Annotated in this window: 17 protein-coding genes; 10 read left to right on the top strand and 7 right to left on the bottom strand. The window is 68.1% G+C overall.

Going from position 1 to position 16,241, the window contains the following annotated elements; all coding sequences use genetic code 11:
- Positions 1-12: 12 nt before the first annotated feature.
- Together AU072_RS02305 and AU072_RS02300 are read right to left on the bottom strand one after the other, a co-directional pair.
- Positions 13-1,392 (bottom strand): NAD(P)-binding protein, encoded by a 1,380-nt coding sequence (locus AU072_RS02305; protein ID WP_064412214.1) that lies wholly within the window; start codon positions 1,390-1,392, stop codon positions 13-15.
- On the bottom strand, positions 1,393-2,496 hold the full coding sequence (locus AU072_RS02300; protein ID WP_064412213.1) for an epoxide hydrolase family protein: 1,104 nt from the start codon (positions 2,494-2,496) through the stop codon (positions 1,393-1,395).
- A 53-nt stretch (positions 2,497-2,549) separates the two neighbouring features.
- Here AU072_RS02300 and AU072_RS02295 point away from each other — a divergent pair, with 53 nt between their 5' ends.
- From AU072_RS02295 to AU072_RS02280, 4 genes are read left to right on the top strand one after another with little or no spacing between them, the layout of a single operon-like run.
- On the top strand, positions 2,550-2,930 hold the full coding sequence (locus AU072_RS02295) for a hypothetical protein (RefSeq protein WP_064412212.1): 381 nt from the start codon (positions 2,550-2,552) through the stop codon (positions 2,928-2,930).
- Positions 2,931-2,942: 12 nt separating this feature from the next.
- Positions 2,943-3,389, top strand: coding sequence for a hypothetical protein (locus AU072_RS02290; protein WP_064412211.1), 447 nt, complete (start codon positions 2,943-2,945; stop codon positions 3,387-3,389).
- Between the two features lie 29 nt (positions 3,390-3,418).
- Positions 3,419-3,634, top strand: coding sequence for a DUF3072 domain-containing protein (locus AU072_RS02285; RefSeq protein WP_064412210.1), 216 nt, complete (start codon positions 3,419-3,421; stop codon positions 3,632-3,634).
- On the top strand, positions 3,631-3,876 hold the full coding sequence (locus AU072_RS02280; RefSeq protein WP_064350695.1) for a hypothetical protein: 246 nt from the start codon (positions 3,631-3,633) through the stop codon (positions 3,874-3,876). The genes AU072_RS02285 and AU072_RS02280 overlap by 4 nt, the downstream gene beginning before the upstream one ends.
- 1 nt (position 3,877) lies before the next feature.
- Here AU072_RS02280 and AU072_RS02275 read toward each other — a convergent pair whose 3' ends face one another.
- Positions 3,878-5,347: an acetyl-coenzyme A carboxylase carboxyl transferase subunits beta/alpha gene (locus AU072_RS02275; protein ID WP_064412209.1), complete on the bottom strand. Its 1,470-nt coding sequence runs from the start codon at positions 5,345-5,347 to the stop codon at positions 3,878-3,880.
- Between the two features lie 26 nt (positions 5,348-5,373).
- Between AU072_RS02275 and AU072_RS02270 the strand changes: the two genes are divergently transcribed.
- The 6 genes from AU072_RS02270 (at position 5,374) to AU072_RS02245 (ending at position 12,035) form a co-directional block, all read left to right on the top strand.
- Positions 5,374-6,108 (top strand): enoyl-CoA hydratase, encoded by a 735-nt coding sequence (locus AU072_RS02270; protein WP_064412208.1) that lies wholly within the window; start codon positions 5,374-5,376, stop codon positions 6,106-6,108.
- Positions 6,108-7,226, top strand: a complete 1,119-nt coding sequence (locus tag AU072_RS02265; protein ID WP_064412207.1) for an MBL fold metallo-hydrolase — start codon at positions 6,108-6,110, stop codon at positions 7,224-7,226. Before AU072_RS02270 ends, AU072_RS02265 begins: the two co-directional genes overlap by 1 nt.
- A gap of 84 nt (positions 7,227-7,310) precedes the next feature.
- Complete coding sequence (locus AU072_RS02260; RefSeq protein WP_064412206.1) at positions 7,311-8,912, top strand: serine hydrolase; 1,602 nt, start codon at positions 7,311-7,313, stop codon at positions 8,910-8,912.
- Entirely contained in the window at positions 8,909-11,332 is a 2,424-nt protein-coding gene (locus tag AU072_RS02255) for a cation-translocating P-type ATPase (RefSeq protein WP_064412205.1), read from the top strand. Before AU072_RS02260 ends, AU072_RS02255 begins: the two co-directional genes overlap by 4 nt.
- A 10-nt stretch (positions 11,333-11,342) precedes the next feature.
- Positions 11,343-11,582: an antitoxin gene (locus AU072_RS02250; protein WP_064412204.1), complete on the top strand. Its 240-nt coding sequence runs from the start codon at positions 11,343-11,345 to the stop codon at positions 11,580-11,582.
- 3 nt (positions 11,583-11,585) lie between these two features.
- Entirely contained in the window at positions 11,586-12,035 is a 450-nt protein-coding gene (locus AU072_RS02245) for a type II toxin-antitoxin system Rv0910 family toxin (RefSeq protein ID WP_064412203.1), read from the top strand.
- 18 nt (positions 12,036-12,053) lie between these two features.
- On the opposite strand, the gene AU072_RS02240 is transcribed toward AU072_RS02245, so the two are convergent.
- From AU072_RS02240 to AU072_RS02225, 4 genes are all read right to left on the bottom strand, one after another.
- The gene (locus tag AU072_RS02240) at positions 12,054-12,341 is read right to left on the bottom strand and encodes a hypothetical protein (protein WP_133147258.1); all 288 of its coding nucleotides are present in this window, start codon (positions 12,339-12,341) and stop codon (positions 12,054-12,056) included.
- A gap of 85 nt (positions 12,342-12,426) precedes the next feature.
- The gene (locus tag AU072_RS02235) at positions 12,427-13,899 is read right to left on the bottom strand and encodes an acyl-CoA synthetase (protein ID WP_064412342.1); all 1,473 of its coding nucleotides are present in this window, start codon (positions 13,897-13,899) and stop codon (positions 12,427-12,429) included.
- Positions 13,896-14,675 (bottom strand): SDR family NAD(P)-dependent oxidoreductase, encoded by a 780-nt coding sequence (locus AU072_RS02230; protein WP_064412201.1) that lies wholly within the window; start codon positions 14,673-14,675, stop codon positions 13,896-13,898. Before AU072_RS02230 ends, AU072_RS02235 begins: the two co-directional genes overlap by 4 nt.
- Before the next feature lie 21 nt (positions 14,676-14,696).
- A complete protein-coding gene (locus tag AU072_RS02225; RefSeq protein ID WP_064412200.1) occupies positions 14,697-16,241 on the bottom strand; it encodes an AMP-binding protein in 1,545 nt (514 codons plus the stop codon).

The raw sequence follows: 16,241 nt of genomic DNA, 5'->3' as shown, positions 1-16,241 counted from the left end.
GTTTCGTCGGAGTCAGGCCTGCGCCAACAGCTCTTGGAGCTTCTCGTTGACCGCCGGCAGTTCCGACGTGAGCATCGAGATGATCCGGTCGCGCGCACGCTCGCTGACGTTGGCGGTCACATGGTGCAACGCGTTGAGGCGCGCGGCGTCGACCCACGCCATCATGTCCGGGTCGGAGAACCACTGCAGTTGATTCTGGTTGAAGATCAACATCATTCGTAGCCAGTCGGTCGGTACATGTGGGTAGGGCACCGGCCGGCACAATGCATTGCGGGCGTCGTCGTCGGGGTACGCCGTTTCGACGTGAGCGATGACGGCCGCGCTGAACGCAGGCTGACAGGTGCGCACCGTTTGCAGCGCGATGTGGTCGCCGTCGAAGATCGTCGTCACCGGTTCCTTACCCAAACCGTCTGCGCTGCAGTCGATGTAGAGCACCGATCCGTCGATGTCGCGGACGCCGGCGTCCAACGTGATCCGGCCCGGCTCGATCGCCTGGACGTGGCCCATCCGCACGACGTCGGTGATGCGGCGCAGTTCGGACAGCTCGGCCTGCGACAGGATCGCGCACCGGTACATGGTCGGTTCGACGGACCGGTCGATGCGTTGCAGGCAGCCCTTGTCCTCGAGCCGGGTGAACAGGTCAGGAAGCGACTCCGCCTCGCGCACCGCGGCCAACTGGTTGGCGAAGTCGCCGATCGTGTGCTTCGCGAACTGTCGTCCGGGCTGGATGGCCGCTCGGTCCAGCACCCATGACTCGCGGGGCTTGATCCACGTGATTCGCTCCGGTGCGACGCCGTGACGCAGGAGCCACAGGCATGAGTCCATCGCCGTCTTCCCCGCTCCCACAATGACATAGCGGTCACGCGGATCGGGCAGGCGCGGCAGGCTGTTGGGCGGCACGACATGGACGCCGTCGGCGACAGTGTAGGTCGGGCGCCGCATCGACGGGACGACAACCTCCACCCGCGTGGTGACCACCCGCCGTGCGGTCACCTCGATGTCCTCGCCGCCGAAGGTGCGCACCCGTCCGTCGCCGAGGTACTCGCTCATCGGCAGGTACGTCACCCGGCCGGTCGGCAGCAGGTGCTGGGTCATCACCGCGTCGAAGTACGCGCACACCTCGGCGCCACTGGCCAACTCGTAATAGCCTGCGTTGAGCCCGAATTGGTCGACGGTGTCACTGCCCAGCCCACGGGAGTTCACCCCGTAGTAGGCCGACGGTTGGTGTAGCCGCACGAACGGGTACGCCGTCGTCCAGTGCCCGCCGGGCTGGTCGTTGCGGTCGACGACCACGACCGTTGCATCCGATTCCTGGACCAGCGTGTCGGTGAACGCGAGCCCCATAGCGCCCGCACCCACGACGAGGTAGTCGGCCTGCAGTGTCCGCCCCATTTATTGCACGCTAGCGAAGAACTTCGCGACGTCGTCGACGTACAGGTCGGGCTGCTCGAACGCCGCGAAGTGACCACCGCGCGGCATCGTCGTCCAGTGGGTGATGTTGTATCCGTTCTCGCACCAACTGCGCGGGGCTTGCAGGATCTCCTTGGGGAAGGACGCGATGCCGGTCGGGAGCTCGACTCGGTCGAATCCGCCGAACGCGTTGAAGCTCTCCCAGTACAGTCGGGCCGACGACGCGCCCGATGCGGTCAGCCAGTACAACATCACGTTGTCGAGCAGTTCGTCTCTGGTCAGCACGTTCTCCGGATGGCCGTCGCAATCCATCCACGACCAGAACTTCTCCACGATCCATGCGAGCTGGCCCACAGGGGAGTCGACGAGCCCGTAGCCGAGGGTCTGCGGCCGGGTGGACTGTTGTTTGGAATAGCCCGAGTCCCACTTCTGGTAGTAGGAGCCGCGTTCCAGCGCCCGCTGCTCCTCCTCGGCCGGGTTCTCGAGCTTGCCGGGCGGAAAGCCGAGCGGCATGTTCAGGTGGATGGCCGTACAACGACCCCCGTTGCGGCCGATCTGCGTGGTGACCGCGGCACCCCAGTCGCCGCCCTGCGCCCCGAACCGCTCATAACCCAGCGCGCCCATCAGGGTGTCCCAGGCCGAGGCGATCTTCTCGATGCCCCAGCCCGTCGCGGTGGGCTTCGCGGAGAAGCCGTAACCCGGCAGCGATGGGCAGACCACGTCGAAGCCGCGTTCGGTGAGCGGTTCGATCACCTTGTGGAACTCGACGACCGAGCCGGGCCAGCCGTGGGTGATCAGCAACGGGAAGGCGTCGGGCCGCGACGAACGCTGATGGATGAAGTGGATGTCCAGGCCGTCGATTTCGGTGGTGTAGTGGTCGAACCGGTTCAACGCCTCTTCGCGGGCCCGCCAGTCGTATTCTTCGGCCCAGTACCCGGCCAGTTCGCGGGTGTATTCCAGCGGGATTCCCTGACTCCAGTCGTCGACGCATTCGGCCTCGGGCCATCGCGTGCGCGCCAACCGGACCTTCAAATCTTCGAGATCTGCGTCGGGAACTGCGATGCGGAACGGGCGGATGGCTGCCATGTCCGGATCCTGTCACGGGATGAATTCCGGCGTCGGCGGGAGTCGATATCTGTATGACGGCGATCGCAACAGTGGGACGGCGGGCGTGCGCCGTGCTCGCCGCCGGCTCGGCCTGCCTACACGCGACGATGCTCGATCACGCGGAAACCCCGTTCGCGGCGATGCTGATGGCGGCGATGGTCGCGGCATGCCTGTACTGCGCGCGCGACCTGTGGCGCGACGGACGCCAGCGCACGTGGTTAGCCGTCGCGCTGATGAACCTGGCGATGATCGCACTGCACCTGCCCGCGGCCGGCCACCACCACGGCGCAGCGCCGACCACCGCGCCGTCAACCGTCATGGCGCTGGCCACCGTGGTCGCCATGGCCGAGGCGACCGTCGCCGCGGCCGTGCTGTACGTACACAGCCGCGGCCGGGCGGTGGACGGCCCGTGATAATCGGCGGTGATGTGGACCCCGACGCTTATCCTGATCGCCGCCACCACGCTGCTGGCCTGTGTCGTGTTCGGCGGCGGCCTCTACGAGACCATCGTCGTCGACCCCGCCTGGCCGAAGCGTCCCGGCATCATCCAGGCGCACAACGGTGGGCTCTCCCGCCGGCGGTTCTGGATCCCGGCGCACACCGCATTCGAGGTGCTACTGACCCTCGCGCTCGTCGGTTCGTGGTCTCACCCCGACGTGCGCACCGCGCTGCTGGTGGCGCTGGCCGGCCACGCAGCGATGCGGGTGTGGTCGCTGGTCGACTTCATCCCGAAGGCCGTGGCGTTCGAGAAATGCGACCCGGCCGAGGTCGACGAGGCCGCGGGCCTGCGCTGGGTCTGGCGCAGCCGGCTTCGGTTACCGCTGGACCTCGTCACCTGCATCGCGATGCTTGCCGCGCTGGCGGTCGCATAAACGGGCGATCAGCGGGCATAGCTAGGGCCATGAGTGAGGACGCCGGCCGCGCGCCACAGGAGAACCCGCAGAAGGACCGCTCGGACTGGGTCACCGGTGACGAGCCGATGACCGGTCCGCAGCGCAGCTACTTGACGACGCTGGCCCAGGAGGCAGGGGAGCAGGTCTCCGAGAACCTGACCAAGGCCCAGGCCTCCGAGATGATCGACCGGCTGCAACAACAGACAGGACGGAACCAATCATGATCTCGGCCCAGGATGTACGCGCTCTGCTGAAGTCCGAAGAGAAGAATGCCGTACTGGTCGTCATCGAGGGCCGGGTCGAGGTGATCGGCGCGGGCCGGCTCGCGTCGGCCGACTACCGCGGCGCCCTCGAGGTGGTGGCCCGCGACGACCTGGTGCAGCGCCTCGGCGACTCGCCGTCCGACCGCGAAATCGAAGAGCAGGCAGCACAACTCGATACCGCGGTCTCCGAGCTGGGTGGTTGACTCACAGTCCGATTCCCCGGTAACGCGCCAGCCGCGCCTGCAACCGTTGCTCGCCCGGAACGGCGCGCAGCGCATGCAGTTCGTTGGCGACGACGGCAGACAACCGCTGCGTGAACTGCAGCGGTTCGTCAGCGGCATCGGGATTTTCGGGCACGACCACGTCGACGATGCCGTTGCGCAACAGGTCCGCAGACCGAATACCCTGCGCCGCCGCCAGTTCCGGGGCATGCTCCAGATCGCGGAACACGATCGCACTGGCACCCTCCGGTGGAAGCGGCGCCAGCCAGCCGTGCAGCGCCGCCAACACCCGGTCGGCGGGCACCATCGCCAGCGCCGGCCCGCCGCTGCCCTGACCCAACAGCACCGACACCGTCGGAGTGTCCAGGGTGACCAGTTCGGCCAGGCAGCGCGCGATCTCGCCGGCCAGCCCACCCTGCTCGGCCTCGACGGTCAACGCCGGGCCCGCCGTGTCGATCACGAGCACCAGCGGCAGCTGCAGACCTTCGGCCAACGCCATACCCCGCCGCGCCTCACGCAGCGCCGCAGGCCCGACCATTCCGCCGACCACGCGTTGTTGTCCGAGCACCACCGCGGGCTGCCCGCCGAACCGGGCCAGCGCCAACAGCGTCGTCGCCGCCTCGCCCTGCCCGGTGCCCGACAACAGCACCCGCTCGGTCGTCCCGTGCCGCAACAGATATCCCACGCCCGGGCGGTCCGGCCGCCGCGAGGCCTCCACCGACTCCCACGCCGGCACGTCGGGCAGCGGCCCGAGTTCGGGCCCAGACGGCGGCGGGCCCGGCGGATCGGCGACGACGGTCAGCGTCCGGTTCAGCGTCGCGCGCAACGCGTCGAGCGGCACCACGCCGTCGATGACGCCGTGGCGGTGCAGGTTCTCGGCGGTCTGGATGCCTTCGGGGAACGGCTCGCCGTAGAGGTGTTCGTACACCCGCGGACCGAGGAAGCCGATCAGCGCACCGGGCTCGGCGCCGGTCACATGCCCCAGCGATCCCCACGAGGCGAACACCCCGCCGGTCGTGGGATGCCGCAGGTACACCAGATACGGCAGATGCGCGCGCTTGTGCAGTTCGACGGCCGCTGCGATCTTGACCATCTGCAGGAACGCGACGGTGCCCTCCTGCATCCGGGTGCCGCCCGAACTGGGCGAGGCCAGCAGCGGCAGCCGTTCTGCCGTCGCCCGTTGCACCGCCGCGGTGATCCGCTCGGCCGCCGCCACCCCGATGGAGCCGGCCAGGAAGTCGAACTCACACAGCACCACGGCGACGCGGCGGCCGAACACGGTGCCTTCTCCGGTCACCACCGACTCGTCCAGACCGGTCTTGGCGGCCGCGGCGTCCAACGCCCGCCGATAGTCGCCGTCGGCCCCGACATCGAGCGGAGGGCCGTCCCAACTGCGGAACGACTCGCTGTCCAGCACGGCATCGCACACCTCGAGGGCACCGATCCGGCTCATCACGCGAGCCTATATAGGCTGGCGACATGATTGGTGTGACCCGCGACGGCCACGTGATGACCCTGGAGATGCAGCGCGCCGAGCGCCGCAACGCGCTGAACGCCGAACTCGTCGACGGGCTCCGGGAAGCGATCGAGAAGGCCACCGCCGAGGACGTCCGCGCGATCGTGCTGACCGGCCAGGGCCACGTCTTCAGCTCCGGCGCCGACCTCTCCGGCGGCCAGGGGGTCGCCGACGAGCTGCCCGACAAGGCCCGGGCGCTGAACCTGGCCATCGACGCGGCACCCGTACCGGTCATCGGCGCCATCAACGGACCAGCGATCGGCGCCGGGGTCATCCTGTCGATGATCTGCGACCTCCGCGTCGTCGCCCCCGAGGCGTACTTCCAGTTCCCTGTCGCGAAATACGGCATCGCACTGGACAACTGGAGTATCCGGCGGCTGACGACGCTGGTCGGGGCGGGCCGGGCCCGCGGGATGCTGCTGGCGGCCGAGCGGCTCACCGCCGACGCCGCGCTGCAGACCGGGATGGCCAACCGCATCGGCACGCTGGAAGACGCGCAGGCCTGGGCGCAGGAGATCGCCGGCTTCGCGCCGCTGGCCCTGCAGCACGCCAAGCGGGTGCTCAACGACGACGGCGCGTACGAGGATCCCTGGCCCGCGCACAAGGATCTGTTCGACCGGGCGTGGGCGAGCCAGGACATCATCGAGGCTCAGGTTGCCCGCATCGAGAAGCGACCCCCGAGGTTCAAGGGGGCCTGATGATCCGGTCGGCGCTGCGCCTCGGCTTCGGCACGGCCTCACTGCTGGCCGGCGGATGGCTGGTACGCGCATTGCAGGGCGCACCCGCGGCGCTGGGCGCTTCGCCCACCGAGATCGAACGCGTCGCACGGCACTCCCCGAATTACCGCGACGGTGTGTTCGTCAACCTCGAACCGGCGTCGATGATGAGCATCGACGCCGAACAGCAGCGACTGCTGGTGCGCGAGCTGATCGGATCGCGCGGCGTCGCCAAACCCGACGGCCCGATTCCGGTCGTCACCCCGTCACCGACCGAGCTCGACTCGACGCAGGTGTCGGCCTGCTGGTTCGGCCACTCGTCGGCGCTCGTCGAGCTCGACGGCTACCGCGTGCTGGCCGACCCCGTGTGGAGCCGCCGGTGCTCGCCGTCTCAGACCGTCGGTCCGGAGCGGATGCACGAGGTGCCCGCTCCGCTCGAGGCACTGGCCGCCGTCGACGCGATCATCGTCAGCCACGACCACTACGACCATCTCGACATGGACACGATCACCGGACTTGTCCGCACCCAGCGGGCACCGTTCGTCGTTCCGCTCGGCATCGGGGCGCACCTGCGCAAATGGGGGATACCGGAGAGCCGGATCGTCGAACTCGACTGGAACGAGAGCCACACCATCGGCGAGCTCACCCTGGTGTGCACCCCGGCGCGGCACTTCTCCGGTCGCCAGTTCACCCGCAACACCACGCTGTGGGCATCCTGGGTGATCATCGGCCCCCGGCACCGCGCCTTCTTCGGCGGCGACACCGGATACACCAAGAGCTTCGCCCAGATCGGCATGGACCACGGGCCGTTCGACATGACGCTGCTGCCCGTCGGCGCCTACCACCCGGCGTGGCCGGACATCCACATGAACCCCGAAGAGGCGGTCAAGGCGCACCTGGACGTCGCCGACGCCGACCGCGGGCTGCTGGTGCCGATCCACTGGGCCACCTTCCGGCTCGCGCCACACCCGTGGGCCGAACCGGTCGAGCGGCTACTGCGGGCGGCCGACGCGGAGAAGGTGCAGATCGCGGTGCCCAAGCCCGGGCAACGGGTCCGGTTGGACGCGGCGCCGGCGCTCGACCCGTGGTGGCGGTTCTAGCCCCGCCTGCCCGCGCACACTTTTGCAGACGCACTTGCGGTTCGAGCACCACAACAGCGCGCTGGCCGGGTTACCGTTCAGCTCATGAAAGCACTGGCCAGGGTGGCCGTCGTCGGGGTGCTGCTCGTCGCGGGCTGCGGTGCCGATCGCCCCGAACCCGCTCCGTCGTCCCCGCCGGCCTCCCCGGGTGCGCAGCCCGACGTACCCCCGCCGCTGGTGCCCGCGATGCCCCTTCCGGAGAACGCGGTGGACAACGCGGTGGCCGAACTCGACGGCATGGCCGAGGACCTGATGCGGAAGTCCGGACTCCCCGGTATGGCGGTCGCCGTCGTCCACGGCGGAAAGACCGTGTATGCCAAGGGGTTCGGAGTCAAGGACGCCACCAAGCCGGACGGGGACGAGAACCGGGTCGACCCCGACACGGTGTTCCAGCTCGCGTCGGTGTCGAAGTCGCTGGCGGCGACCGTGGTTGCCCGCCAGGTCGGTGTGGGCGCCGTCAGCTGGGACACCCCGATCGTGTCCGAGCTGCCGTGGTTCGCGCTGTCCAATCCGGTGGTCACCTCGATGGTGACCGTCGGGGACATGATGTCGCACCGGTCCGGGCTGCCCGACCACGCCGGCGACATGCTCGAAGATCTTGGCTACGACCGCAGGCAGGTGTTGGAACGGTTGCGCCAGCTTCCGCTGGACCCGTTCCGGATCTCCTACGCCTACACCAACTTCGGGTATACGGCCGGCGCCGAGGCGGTCGCGGTCGGTGCGGGCAAGCCGTGGGAGGTGTTGGCCGACGAGGTGCTGTTCCGTCCGCTCGGCATGGGGCAGACCAGCTACCGGTTCACCGACTATCGGGCCCGACCCAACCGCGCGGTCGGCCACATCCACATGGACGAGCGCTACGAACCGGCGTTCGTCCGTGACGCCGACCCGGAAGCCCCGGCGGGCGGTGCGAGTTCGTCGGTCAACGACATGACCCGATGGCTGGCCATGGTGCTCGCCAACGGCAGCCATGACGGCAGACAGATCGTCGCCCCGAAGGCCCTGCTGCCCGCGCTCACCCCGCAGATCGTGTCGAGCCCCGCCACCGAGCCCGCGGCCAGGTCGGGCTTCTACGGCTTCGGCTTCAACGTCAGCTCGACCTCGGCGGCGCGCATGGAGCTGAGCCATTCGGGCGCCTTCGAGCTGGGCGCCGGCACGACCTTCCTGATCCTGCCGTCGGCCGACGTCGCGATCGTCGCGCTCACCAACGCCACCCCTTCGGGTGTGCCCGAATCGCTGGCCGCGCAATTCGCCGACCTGGTGCAGTTCGGCGAGGTGCGCGAGGACTGGTACGGCCTCTACAGCGGGGCGTTCGCCGAGATGGAGAAGCCGGTCGGGTCCCTGGTCGGCAAGCAGCCGCCGGCCAACCCGGTACCCGCAGCGCCACTCGCGTCGTACGTCGGCACCTACCGCAACGACTACTGGGGGCCCGCCCGGGTCACCGAACGCAACGGCGAGCTGCGGCTGGCGCTCGGCTCGAAGCTCGACGTGCCGCTCGAGCACTGGGACGGCAACACCTTCACGTTCTCCTTCGTCACCGAAAACGCACCGCCGGGAACGGTTTCCACCGCGGTGTTCGATGGGGTCGACCGTGACAAGCTCATACTGGAGTACTACGACACGTTCAAGAAGGGCACGTTCGTCAAGTGACCGCCGCACCCGAAATCCAGGCCGCCGGGCTGACCGAAGCCGAGGTCGCCCAACGCATCGCCGACGGCAAGACCAACGACGTCCCGACACGGGCGGCGCGCAGCGTATCCGACATCGTGCGGTCCAACGTGTTCACCCGCATCAACGCCATCCTCGGCGTGCTGCTGATCATCGTGCTGTCCACCGGCTCGATCATCAACGGCGCCTTCGGATTGCTGATCATCGCCAACAGCGGCATCGGCATCATCCAGGAACTGCGCGCCAAGCGGACGCTGGACAAGCTCGCGATCGTCGGTCAGACGAAACCGTTGGTGCGCAGGCAGACCGGTGCGGGCTCCGCTACCCAGCAGCTCAGTCCCAGCGAGATCGTCCTCGACGACATCATCGAACTCGGGCCCGGCGATCAGATCGTGGTCGACGGTGAGGTGGTCGAGGACACCAACCTCGAGGTCGACGAGTCACTGCTCACCGGGGAAGCCGATCCGATCGCGAAAGATGTTGGCGACCAAGTCATGTCGGGCAGCTTCGTCGTCGCGGGCAGTGGAGCCTACCGCGCCACCAAGGTCGGCCGGGAAGCGTACGCGGCCAAGCTTGCAGAGGAGGCCAGCAAGTTCACCCTGGTGAACTCCGAACTGCGCAGCGGCATCAACAAGATCCTGCAGTTCATCACGTACCTGTTGATCCCCGCCGGGCTGCTGACCATCTACACCCAGCTGTTCACCACCGAATCCGGTTGGAAGCGCTCAGTGTTGGCGATGGTGGGTGCGCTGGTGCCGATGGTGCCCGAAGGCCTGGTCCTGATGACGTCGATCGCGTTTGCGGTCGGCGTGATCCGGCTGGGCCGTAGGCAGTGTCTGGTCAACGAGCTGCCCGCGATCGAAGGTCTGGCCCGCGTCGACGTCGTCTGCGCCGACAAGACCGGCACACTGACCGAGAACGGTATGCGCGTCTCGGATCTCGAGCGGCTCGACGAGGCTGGGCTCACGTGCGAGCTGGGGAACGTCGGAAACATCCTGGCGCAGCTCGCCGCCGACGACGCCCGCCCGAACGCGAGCATGCAGGCCATCGCGGAGGCCTACAAGATGCCCCCCGGCTGGACCGCGACGGCCACCGCGCCGTTCAAGTCCGCCACCAAGTGGAGCGGTGCGTCCTACGGCGAGCACGGCAACTGGGTGATCGGCGCCCCCGACGTGCTGTGCGCACCGGGCTCCCCGATCGCCGAACAGGCCGAACGGATCGGCTCTTCCGGGCTGCGGGTCCTGCTGCTCGGAGCCAGCGACCTGCCCGTCGACCACCCCGACGCTCCCGGGACCGTGACCCCCGCCGCGCTGGTCGTCCTCGAGCAACGCGTGCGGCCCGACGCTCGCGACACCCTCGATTACTTTGCCTCCCAGAAGGTCTCGATCAAGGTCATCTCCGGGGACAACGCGGTGTCCGTGGGGGCGGTCGCGGGCTCGCTGGGCCTGCACGGCGAGTGTATGGATGCCAGGAATCTGCCGGAGGTCACCGACGAGCTGGCCGATGCGCTGGAGTCGCACACCACCTTCGGCCGGGTCCGCCCCGACCAGAAGCGCGCGATGGTGCACGCCCTGCAGTCCCGCGGGCACACGGTCGCCATGACCGGTGACGGGGTCAACGACGTACTCGCGCTCAAGGACGCCGACATCGGTGTCGCGATGGGGTCGGGCAGCTCGGCATCGCGCGCCGTGGCCCAGATCGTGTTGCTGGACAACAAGTTCGCGACGCTGCCGTATGTCGTCGGTGAGGGACGGCGGGTGATCGGCAACATCGAACGCGTCTCGAACCTGTTCTTGACCAAGACCGTGTACTCGGTGCTGCTGGCGACGTTCGTCGGCCTGGCCGGCCTGGCGTCGAAGTTCTTCGGCACCGACCCGCTGCTGTTCCCGTTCCAGCCGATACACGTCACGATCGCGGCGTGGTTCACGATCGGCATCCCGGCGTTCATCCTGTCGCTGGCGCCGAACAAGGAGCGCGCGCACCCCGGATTCGTGAAACGCGTGATGACGGCGGCCCTGCCGTCGGGGCTGGTCATCGGCGTCGCGACGTTCGTCTCGTATCTGGCCGCGTACCAGGGTCGCGACGCCACGGCCGTCGAGCAGACCCAGGCGTCGACCGCGGCGCTGATCACCCTGCTGGTCGGGGCGATCTGGGTGCTGGCGGTGGTGGCCCGGCCGTACGAGTGGTGGCGGGTCGCCTTGGTCGCGGTCTCCGGGCTGGCCTACGTCGTGATCTTCTCCATACCGCTGGCGCAGGAGCTGTTCATGCTCGACATCTCCAACGTCAAGACGACGTCGATCGCTTTTGCCATCGGCGTTCTCGCCGCCGCCGCGATCGAGGTGATCTGGTGGGTGCAGGGCGCGGTATTGGGAGAGCGACGTCGGCTGTGGCGTGCCGAGTAGCCTCTAGTGCATGGCATTTCTCGACAAGGTGAAGAATCTGCTGGCCCGCAACGCCGACAAGGTGGACACCGCGATCGACAAGGCCGGTGACATCGTCGACCGCAAGACGCAGGGCAAATACGCTCAGCACGTCGACAAGGTCCAGGACGCGGCGCGCAACTACGTGAACAAGGACAACCCGTCTGCGCAGGCTCCGCCGCAGCAGCAACCGCCGCAGGCTCCGCCGCAGCAGCAGCCACCGCAGCCCTGAGCCATGGCCAAGCTCTCCGTATCCGTCGACGTCCCCCTGCCGCCGGAGCAGGCCTGGTCGTGCGCATCCGACCTCGCGCGCTATAAAGAGTGGCTGAGCATCCACCGGGTGTGGCGCACCAAGCTGCCCGAAACGCTCGAGAAGGGCACGACGCTGGAGTCGATCGTCGAAGTCAAGGGCATGCCGAACCGGATCAAGTGGACCATCGTGCACTACCGTCCGCCGGAGGCGATGACGCTCAACGGCGACGGTAAGGGCGGCGTGAAGGTCAAGCTGATCGGCAAGGTGCGACCGGCCCAGAAGGAGCCCACCGGATCGACGGTCACGTTCGACGTGCATCTCGGCGGTCCCGCGCTGTTCGGTCCCATCGGCATGGTGGTCGCCGGAGCCCTCAGAAGCGATATCCAGGAGTCGCTGAACCGGTTCAAGTCGGTGTTCGCGCCGGCCCAGTAGGCGGGTCGGTTCTTCGCGTCAGGGCGAGCCGGCGGCTAGGGCGTACTCGCCAAACGGCCGGGCCGATGCCTCTCGGCCGAGGCGGCGCTTCTCGAGGCTGCTGTCGAGGAAGACGGTGGCTCTGGCGCCGACGAGGTGCAGCACCGCGAGAACTCCGGCCGTCAGGGCGACGGTCGAATGCCCGATGAGGAACGCGGCAAGGCAGGCGGTCGAGGCGAACAACGCCATCGCATGCAGAAGCAGCGCCAGCGTGGCCAGCCCATCTGAGGTGGGCGACCCGTCGGCGGTCGGCATGTGGTCGGTCATCGTCATCCTTCGGTAGAGCAGCCCGCTTGATACCCCGACGGAATCGGCTCCAAACCAAGATCATCTGTGATGACGGACACGGGTGCTACCGCGGCACCGATCGCACCCGGTCGCGCAACTCCCGCTTGAGCACCTTGCCGTAGCTGTTCTTGGGCAGTTCGTCGATGAACTCGTAGCGTTTCGGGCGCTTGAACCGGGCGATGCGGTCGAGCAGGTGTGCATCCAACTCGTCGGCCGACGCCGACCCGACGATGAACGCGACCACCACCTCGCCCCACTCCTCGTCCGGTGCGCCGACCACGCCGGCCTCGACGACACCCGGATGTTCGAGGAGCACTTCCTCGACCTCGCGGGGATAGATGTTGCTGCCGCCGCTGATCACGACGTCCTTGGACCGGTCGCGCAGCGTGAGCAGGCCGCGGTCGTCGAACGAGCCCATGTCGCCGGTGTGCAACCAGCCGTCCTGCAGCGTCGCGGCGGTGGCCTCGGGGTTCTGCCAGTAGCCCGACATCACGACGTCACCGCGGCAGACGATCTCGCCGATCTCGCCGACATCGGCGGGTGTTCCGTCGGCCCTACGCACCGCCACGTCCACCCCGGAGCGCGCATAGCCGACGGATCCGAGAACGGCGTCGTCGGCGCCGACGTGATCGGCTCGGCGCAACCCCGTGATGGTCATCGGCGCTTCCCCCTGGCCGTACAGCTGCACGAAGACCGGACCGAACGCGGCCATCGCCTTCTTCAGGCTCTCGACGTACATCGGGCCGCCGCCGTAGACGATGGTCCGCAGGTTGTGCGGACGGGCGCGACCGGTCTGCACCAGGCGTTGCACCATGGTGGGCGCGAGGAACGCGCTGCACCCGGGATGGTGCTCGCACAGGTCGAGGAACTCGTTCGGCTCGAACGCCCCCGACTCGGGGATCACCTGGCGCGCCGCGCGCAGCACGTATGGCGGGATGTAGAGCCCCGAACCGTGCGACATCGGCGCGCCGTGCACCAGCGCGCAGTTCTCGTCGGGACAGTCGAAGTCGGCCAGGTGCGACACCGTCATCGCCATCAGGTTGCGGTGTGACAGCATCGCGCCCTTGGACTTGCCGGTCGTTCCGCTGGTGTAGAACAGCCAGGCCAAAGCCTGCGGATCGGTGGTCGGCGGTTCCGAAGGCTTTGCGCTGAACCAGGTTTCGTAGCCGTCGGTGCCCACGACCGTTATCGGGACCCCCGTCTCCGATTCGAGCGCTGACGCGATCTTCGGCGAGGCGAACACGTGCGCGGCGCCGGAATCCTCGAGGATCTGCACCATCTCGCGCGGGTGCAGCTTGTAGTTGATGGGCACATACACACATTCGGCGGCCCACACCCCGAACATCAGCTCGATGATCTCCGGACAATTCTCGCTGGCGACCGCGATCCGGGTGCCCGGCGCGCCGAGCGAGGCGGCCAACCGCAGGGATCGGTCCCGCAGCTGCGCCCACGTTTGGTGTTGCCGCTCACCGTGATACACCGCGCCACCGTCACCGAAGCGGCTCGCGGCCTGATCGAGAAGGGCGAACAGGTTCACTGCCGGGCCACCCATTCGGCGTTCAGCGCGAAGTCCGACAGGTACTTCGTCGAACTCCAACCCCCGTCGACGACGATCGTCTGCCCGTTGATGAAACTCGCACCCTCCGAACACAGGAAGGCCACCGTGCTGGCGATGTCGTTCACCTCGCCCAACCGTGGGTACGGGGTCATCTCGGTGTTGATCTTGCGGAACCGCTCATCTTCAAGACGCGTCGCCACCATCGGCGTCAGCGTCACCCCGGGAGCCACTGCGTTACAGCGGATTCCCTGCGGGCCGTACTGGCATGCGATGTGCTGAGTCAGCGAGGTCAACCCGCCCTTGGCCGCGGAGTACGCGCCACCGCGCAGGCCACCGACGACGGCGAAGGTCGACGTCACGTTGACGATCCCCGAGCCGGCCTCCATGTGCGTGATCACGTCGCGGGCCAGCCGGAACGGTGCCCGCAGCATCAATCCCAGGAAGTAGTCCAGGGATTCGTCGTCGGTCTCGTGCAACGGCTTGGGACTGCCGACGCCGGCGTTGTTGACCAGGAAGTCGATGCGACCCCAACGGTCAAGCGCGGCCTGCACGATCCGCTGCGGAGCGTCGTCGGCGGTGAGGTCGACCGCAACCGTCGCGACGCGGTCGGGGTCACCGACGGCCTTCGTCAACCCGGCGAGCCTCGTCTCGTCGCGGCCGGTGCCCAGCACCGCCATGCCCGCCTCGGCCAGTTTGGTCGCACAACCGAAGCCGATGCCGCTGCTCGCCCCGGTCACGATCGCTACCTGAACCATTCTTGCTCCTCGCGTCCGCGGTCATATCAGCGCCGCTCGTATCCGATGCTTCAACACTTTTCCGGCGTCGTTCTTGGGCAACGACTCCCACACCGCCACCTGCTCGGGTGCCTTGAACCGCGCGACCCCGTGTTCCTCGAGCATGGTCCGCATGGCCGTGACATCCGGCGGTGGCTGGTCACTGGCCACCACGACGGCGCACGCGCGCTCACCGGTGCGCTCATCCGGCACACCGACGATCGCGATCTCCGCTATGCCAGGATGTCCGATCAGGATGTCCTCGATCTCCTTGGGCGAGATGTTCTCCCCGTTGCGGATGATGATGTCCTTGGCGCGACCGGTCACGACGAGGAAGCCGTCGTCGACCCACCGGCCGAGGTCGCCGGTGCGGAAGTAGCCTTCGTCGTCGAAGGCGGTGGTCTCGTCTTCTGGGTGCAGGTAGCCGACGAGCATCTGCGGCCCGCGGGCGCGGATCTCGCCGTCGACGAGTTTGACGTCGGCGATCCCCGGTCTGCCGTCGGTGTCGGCGGCGTGGTCGGCGTCGTCCAACGAGCCGACCGTGGTCACCGGAACCTCGGTCGAACCGTAGACGCGCGACACCGCCGCGTTGTCGAAATATGCGGTGGCGCTTCGGACCAGCGACGGCGGCACCGACGCGCCCCCGCAGATGAAGACCTTTAGTTCGGGTAGCCGCGTCCCGGCCCGCTCGGCCGCACCGAGCAATCCGTCGAGGAACGGCGTGGCCCCCGCCATGTGCGTGACCCGCTCGTCGAGCATCAACACCACCGCGGCGTCGGGATCCCACCGTTGCATCAGCACGGCCGTACTGCCCAGCAGCAGGGGGCATTCGAACGCGTAGATCGACCCGCCGATGTGCGCGATCGGGGACGGCACCAGGAACGTGTCTCCGGGCGCCACGCGCCAATGCCGGCCGATCTGGCGAATCAGCGCGTGCACCGAGTTGTGCGTGTGCAACACGCCTTTCGGCCGGCCGGTGGTCCCCGACGTGTAGAGGATCATGCGCACCGTGTCCGCGTTCAACACCGGCAGCACGCCCGTGCCCCCGCCGCCCAGGAGTGATTCGAACGGTGTGTGATCGCCCGCGTCCCCCCGTACGACGACGACTTCGGGCGGGGCGGACATCGCGCCGGTCACGCGGTCGAGCATTGCGACGTAGTCGTGTTTGTTGAAGTCGGACGGCACGAAGACCGCGCGGACGTCGGCGTCGAGCAGAATGAACGCCAGTTCGCGATCGCGCAGCGAGGGCAGGATCGGGTTGACCACCATGCCGGCAAGCGTCGCCCCGTGGTAGACGACGGCGGCCTCGTGCCAGTTCGGCAACATGAACGACACCACGCTGCCGGCGGGCATCCGCGACATCAACGCGTGTGCCAGTGCCACTGCCCGGTCGTGCAGTTCGCGGCAGGTGAGTCGGATGTCGCCGTCCACCAACACGGTTCGTTCGGGCGTCGAGGCCGCCGCGTCGCGCAGTGCGTCGGCCAGCGTGTCGTGCACCCACAGCCCGCGCCGGTAGGCGTCGGCGCTGCGCTTCTCGTCGACCCGCAC

It is taken from the genome of Mycolicibacterium novocastrense (assembly GCF_001499835.1).
GTDB lineage: Bacteria > Actinomycetota > Actinomycetes > Mycobacteriales > Mycobacteriaceae > Mycobacterium > Mycobacterium novocastrense.
This window is presented reverse-complemented; position numbering and strand designations above follow the sequence as displayed.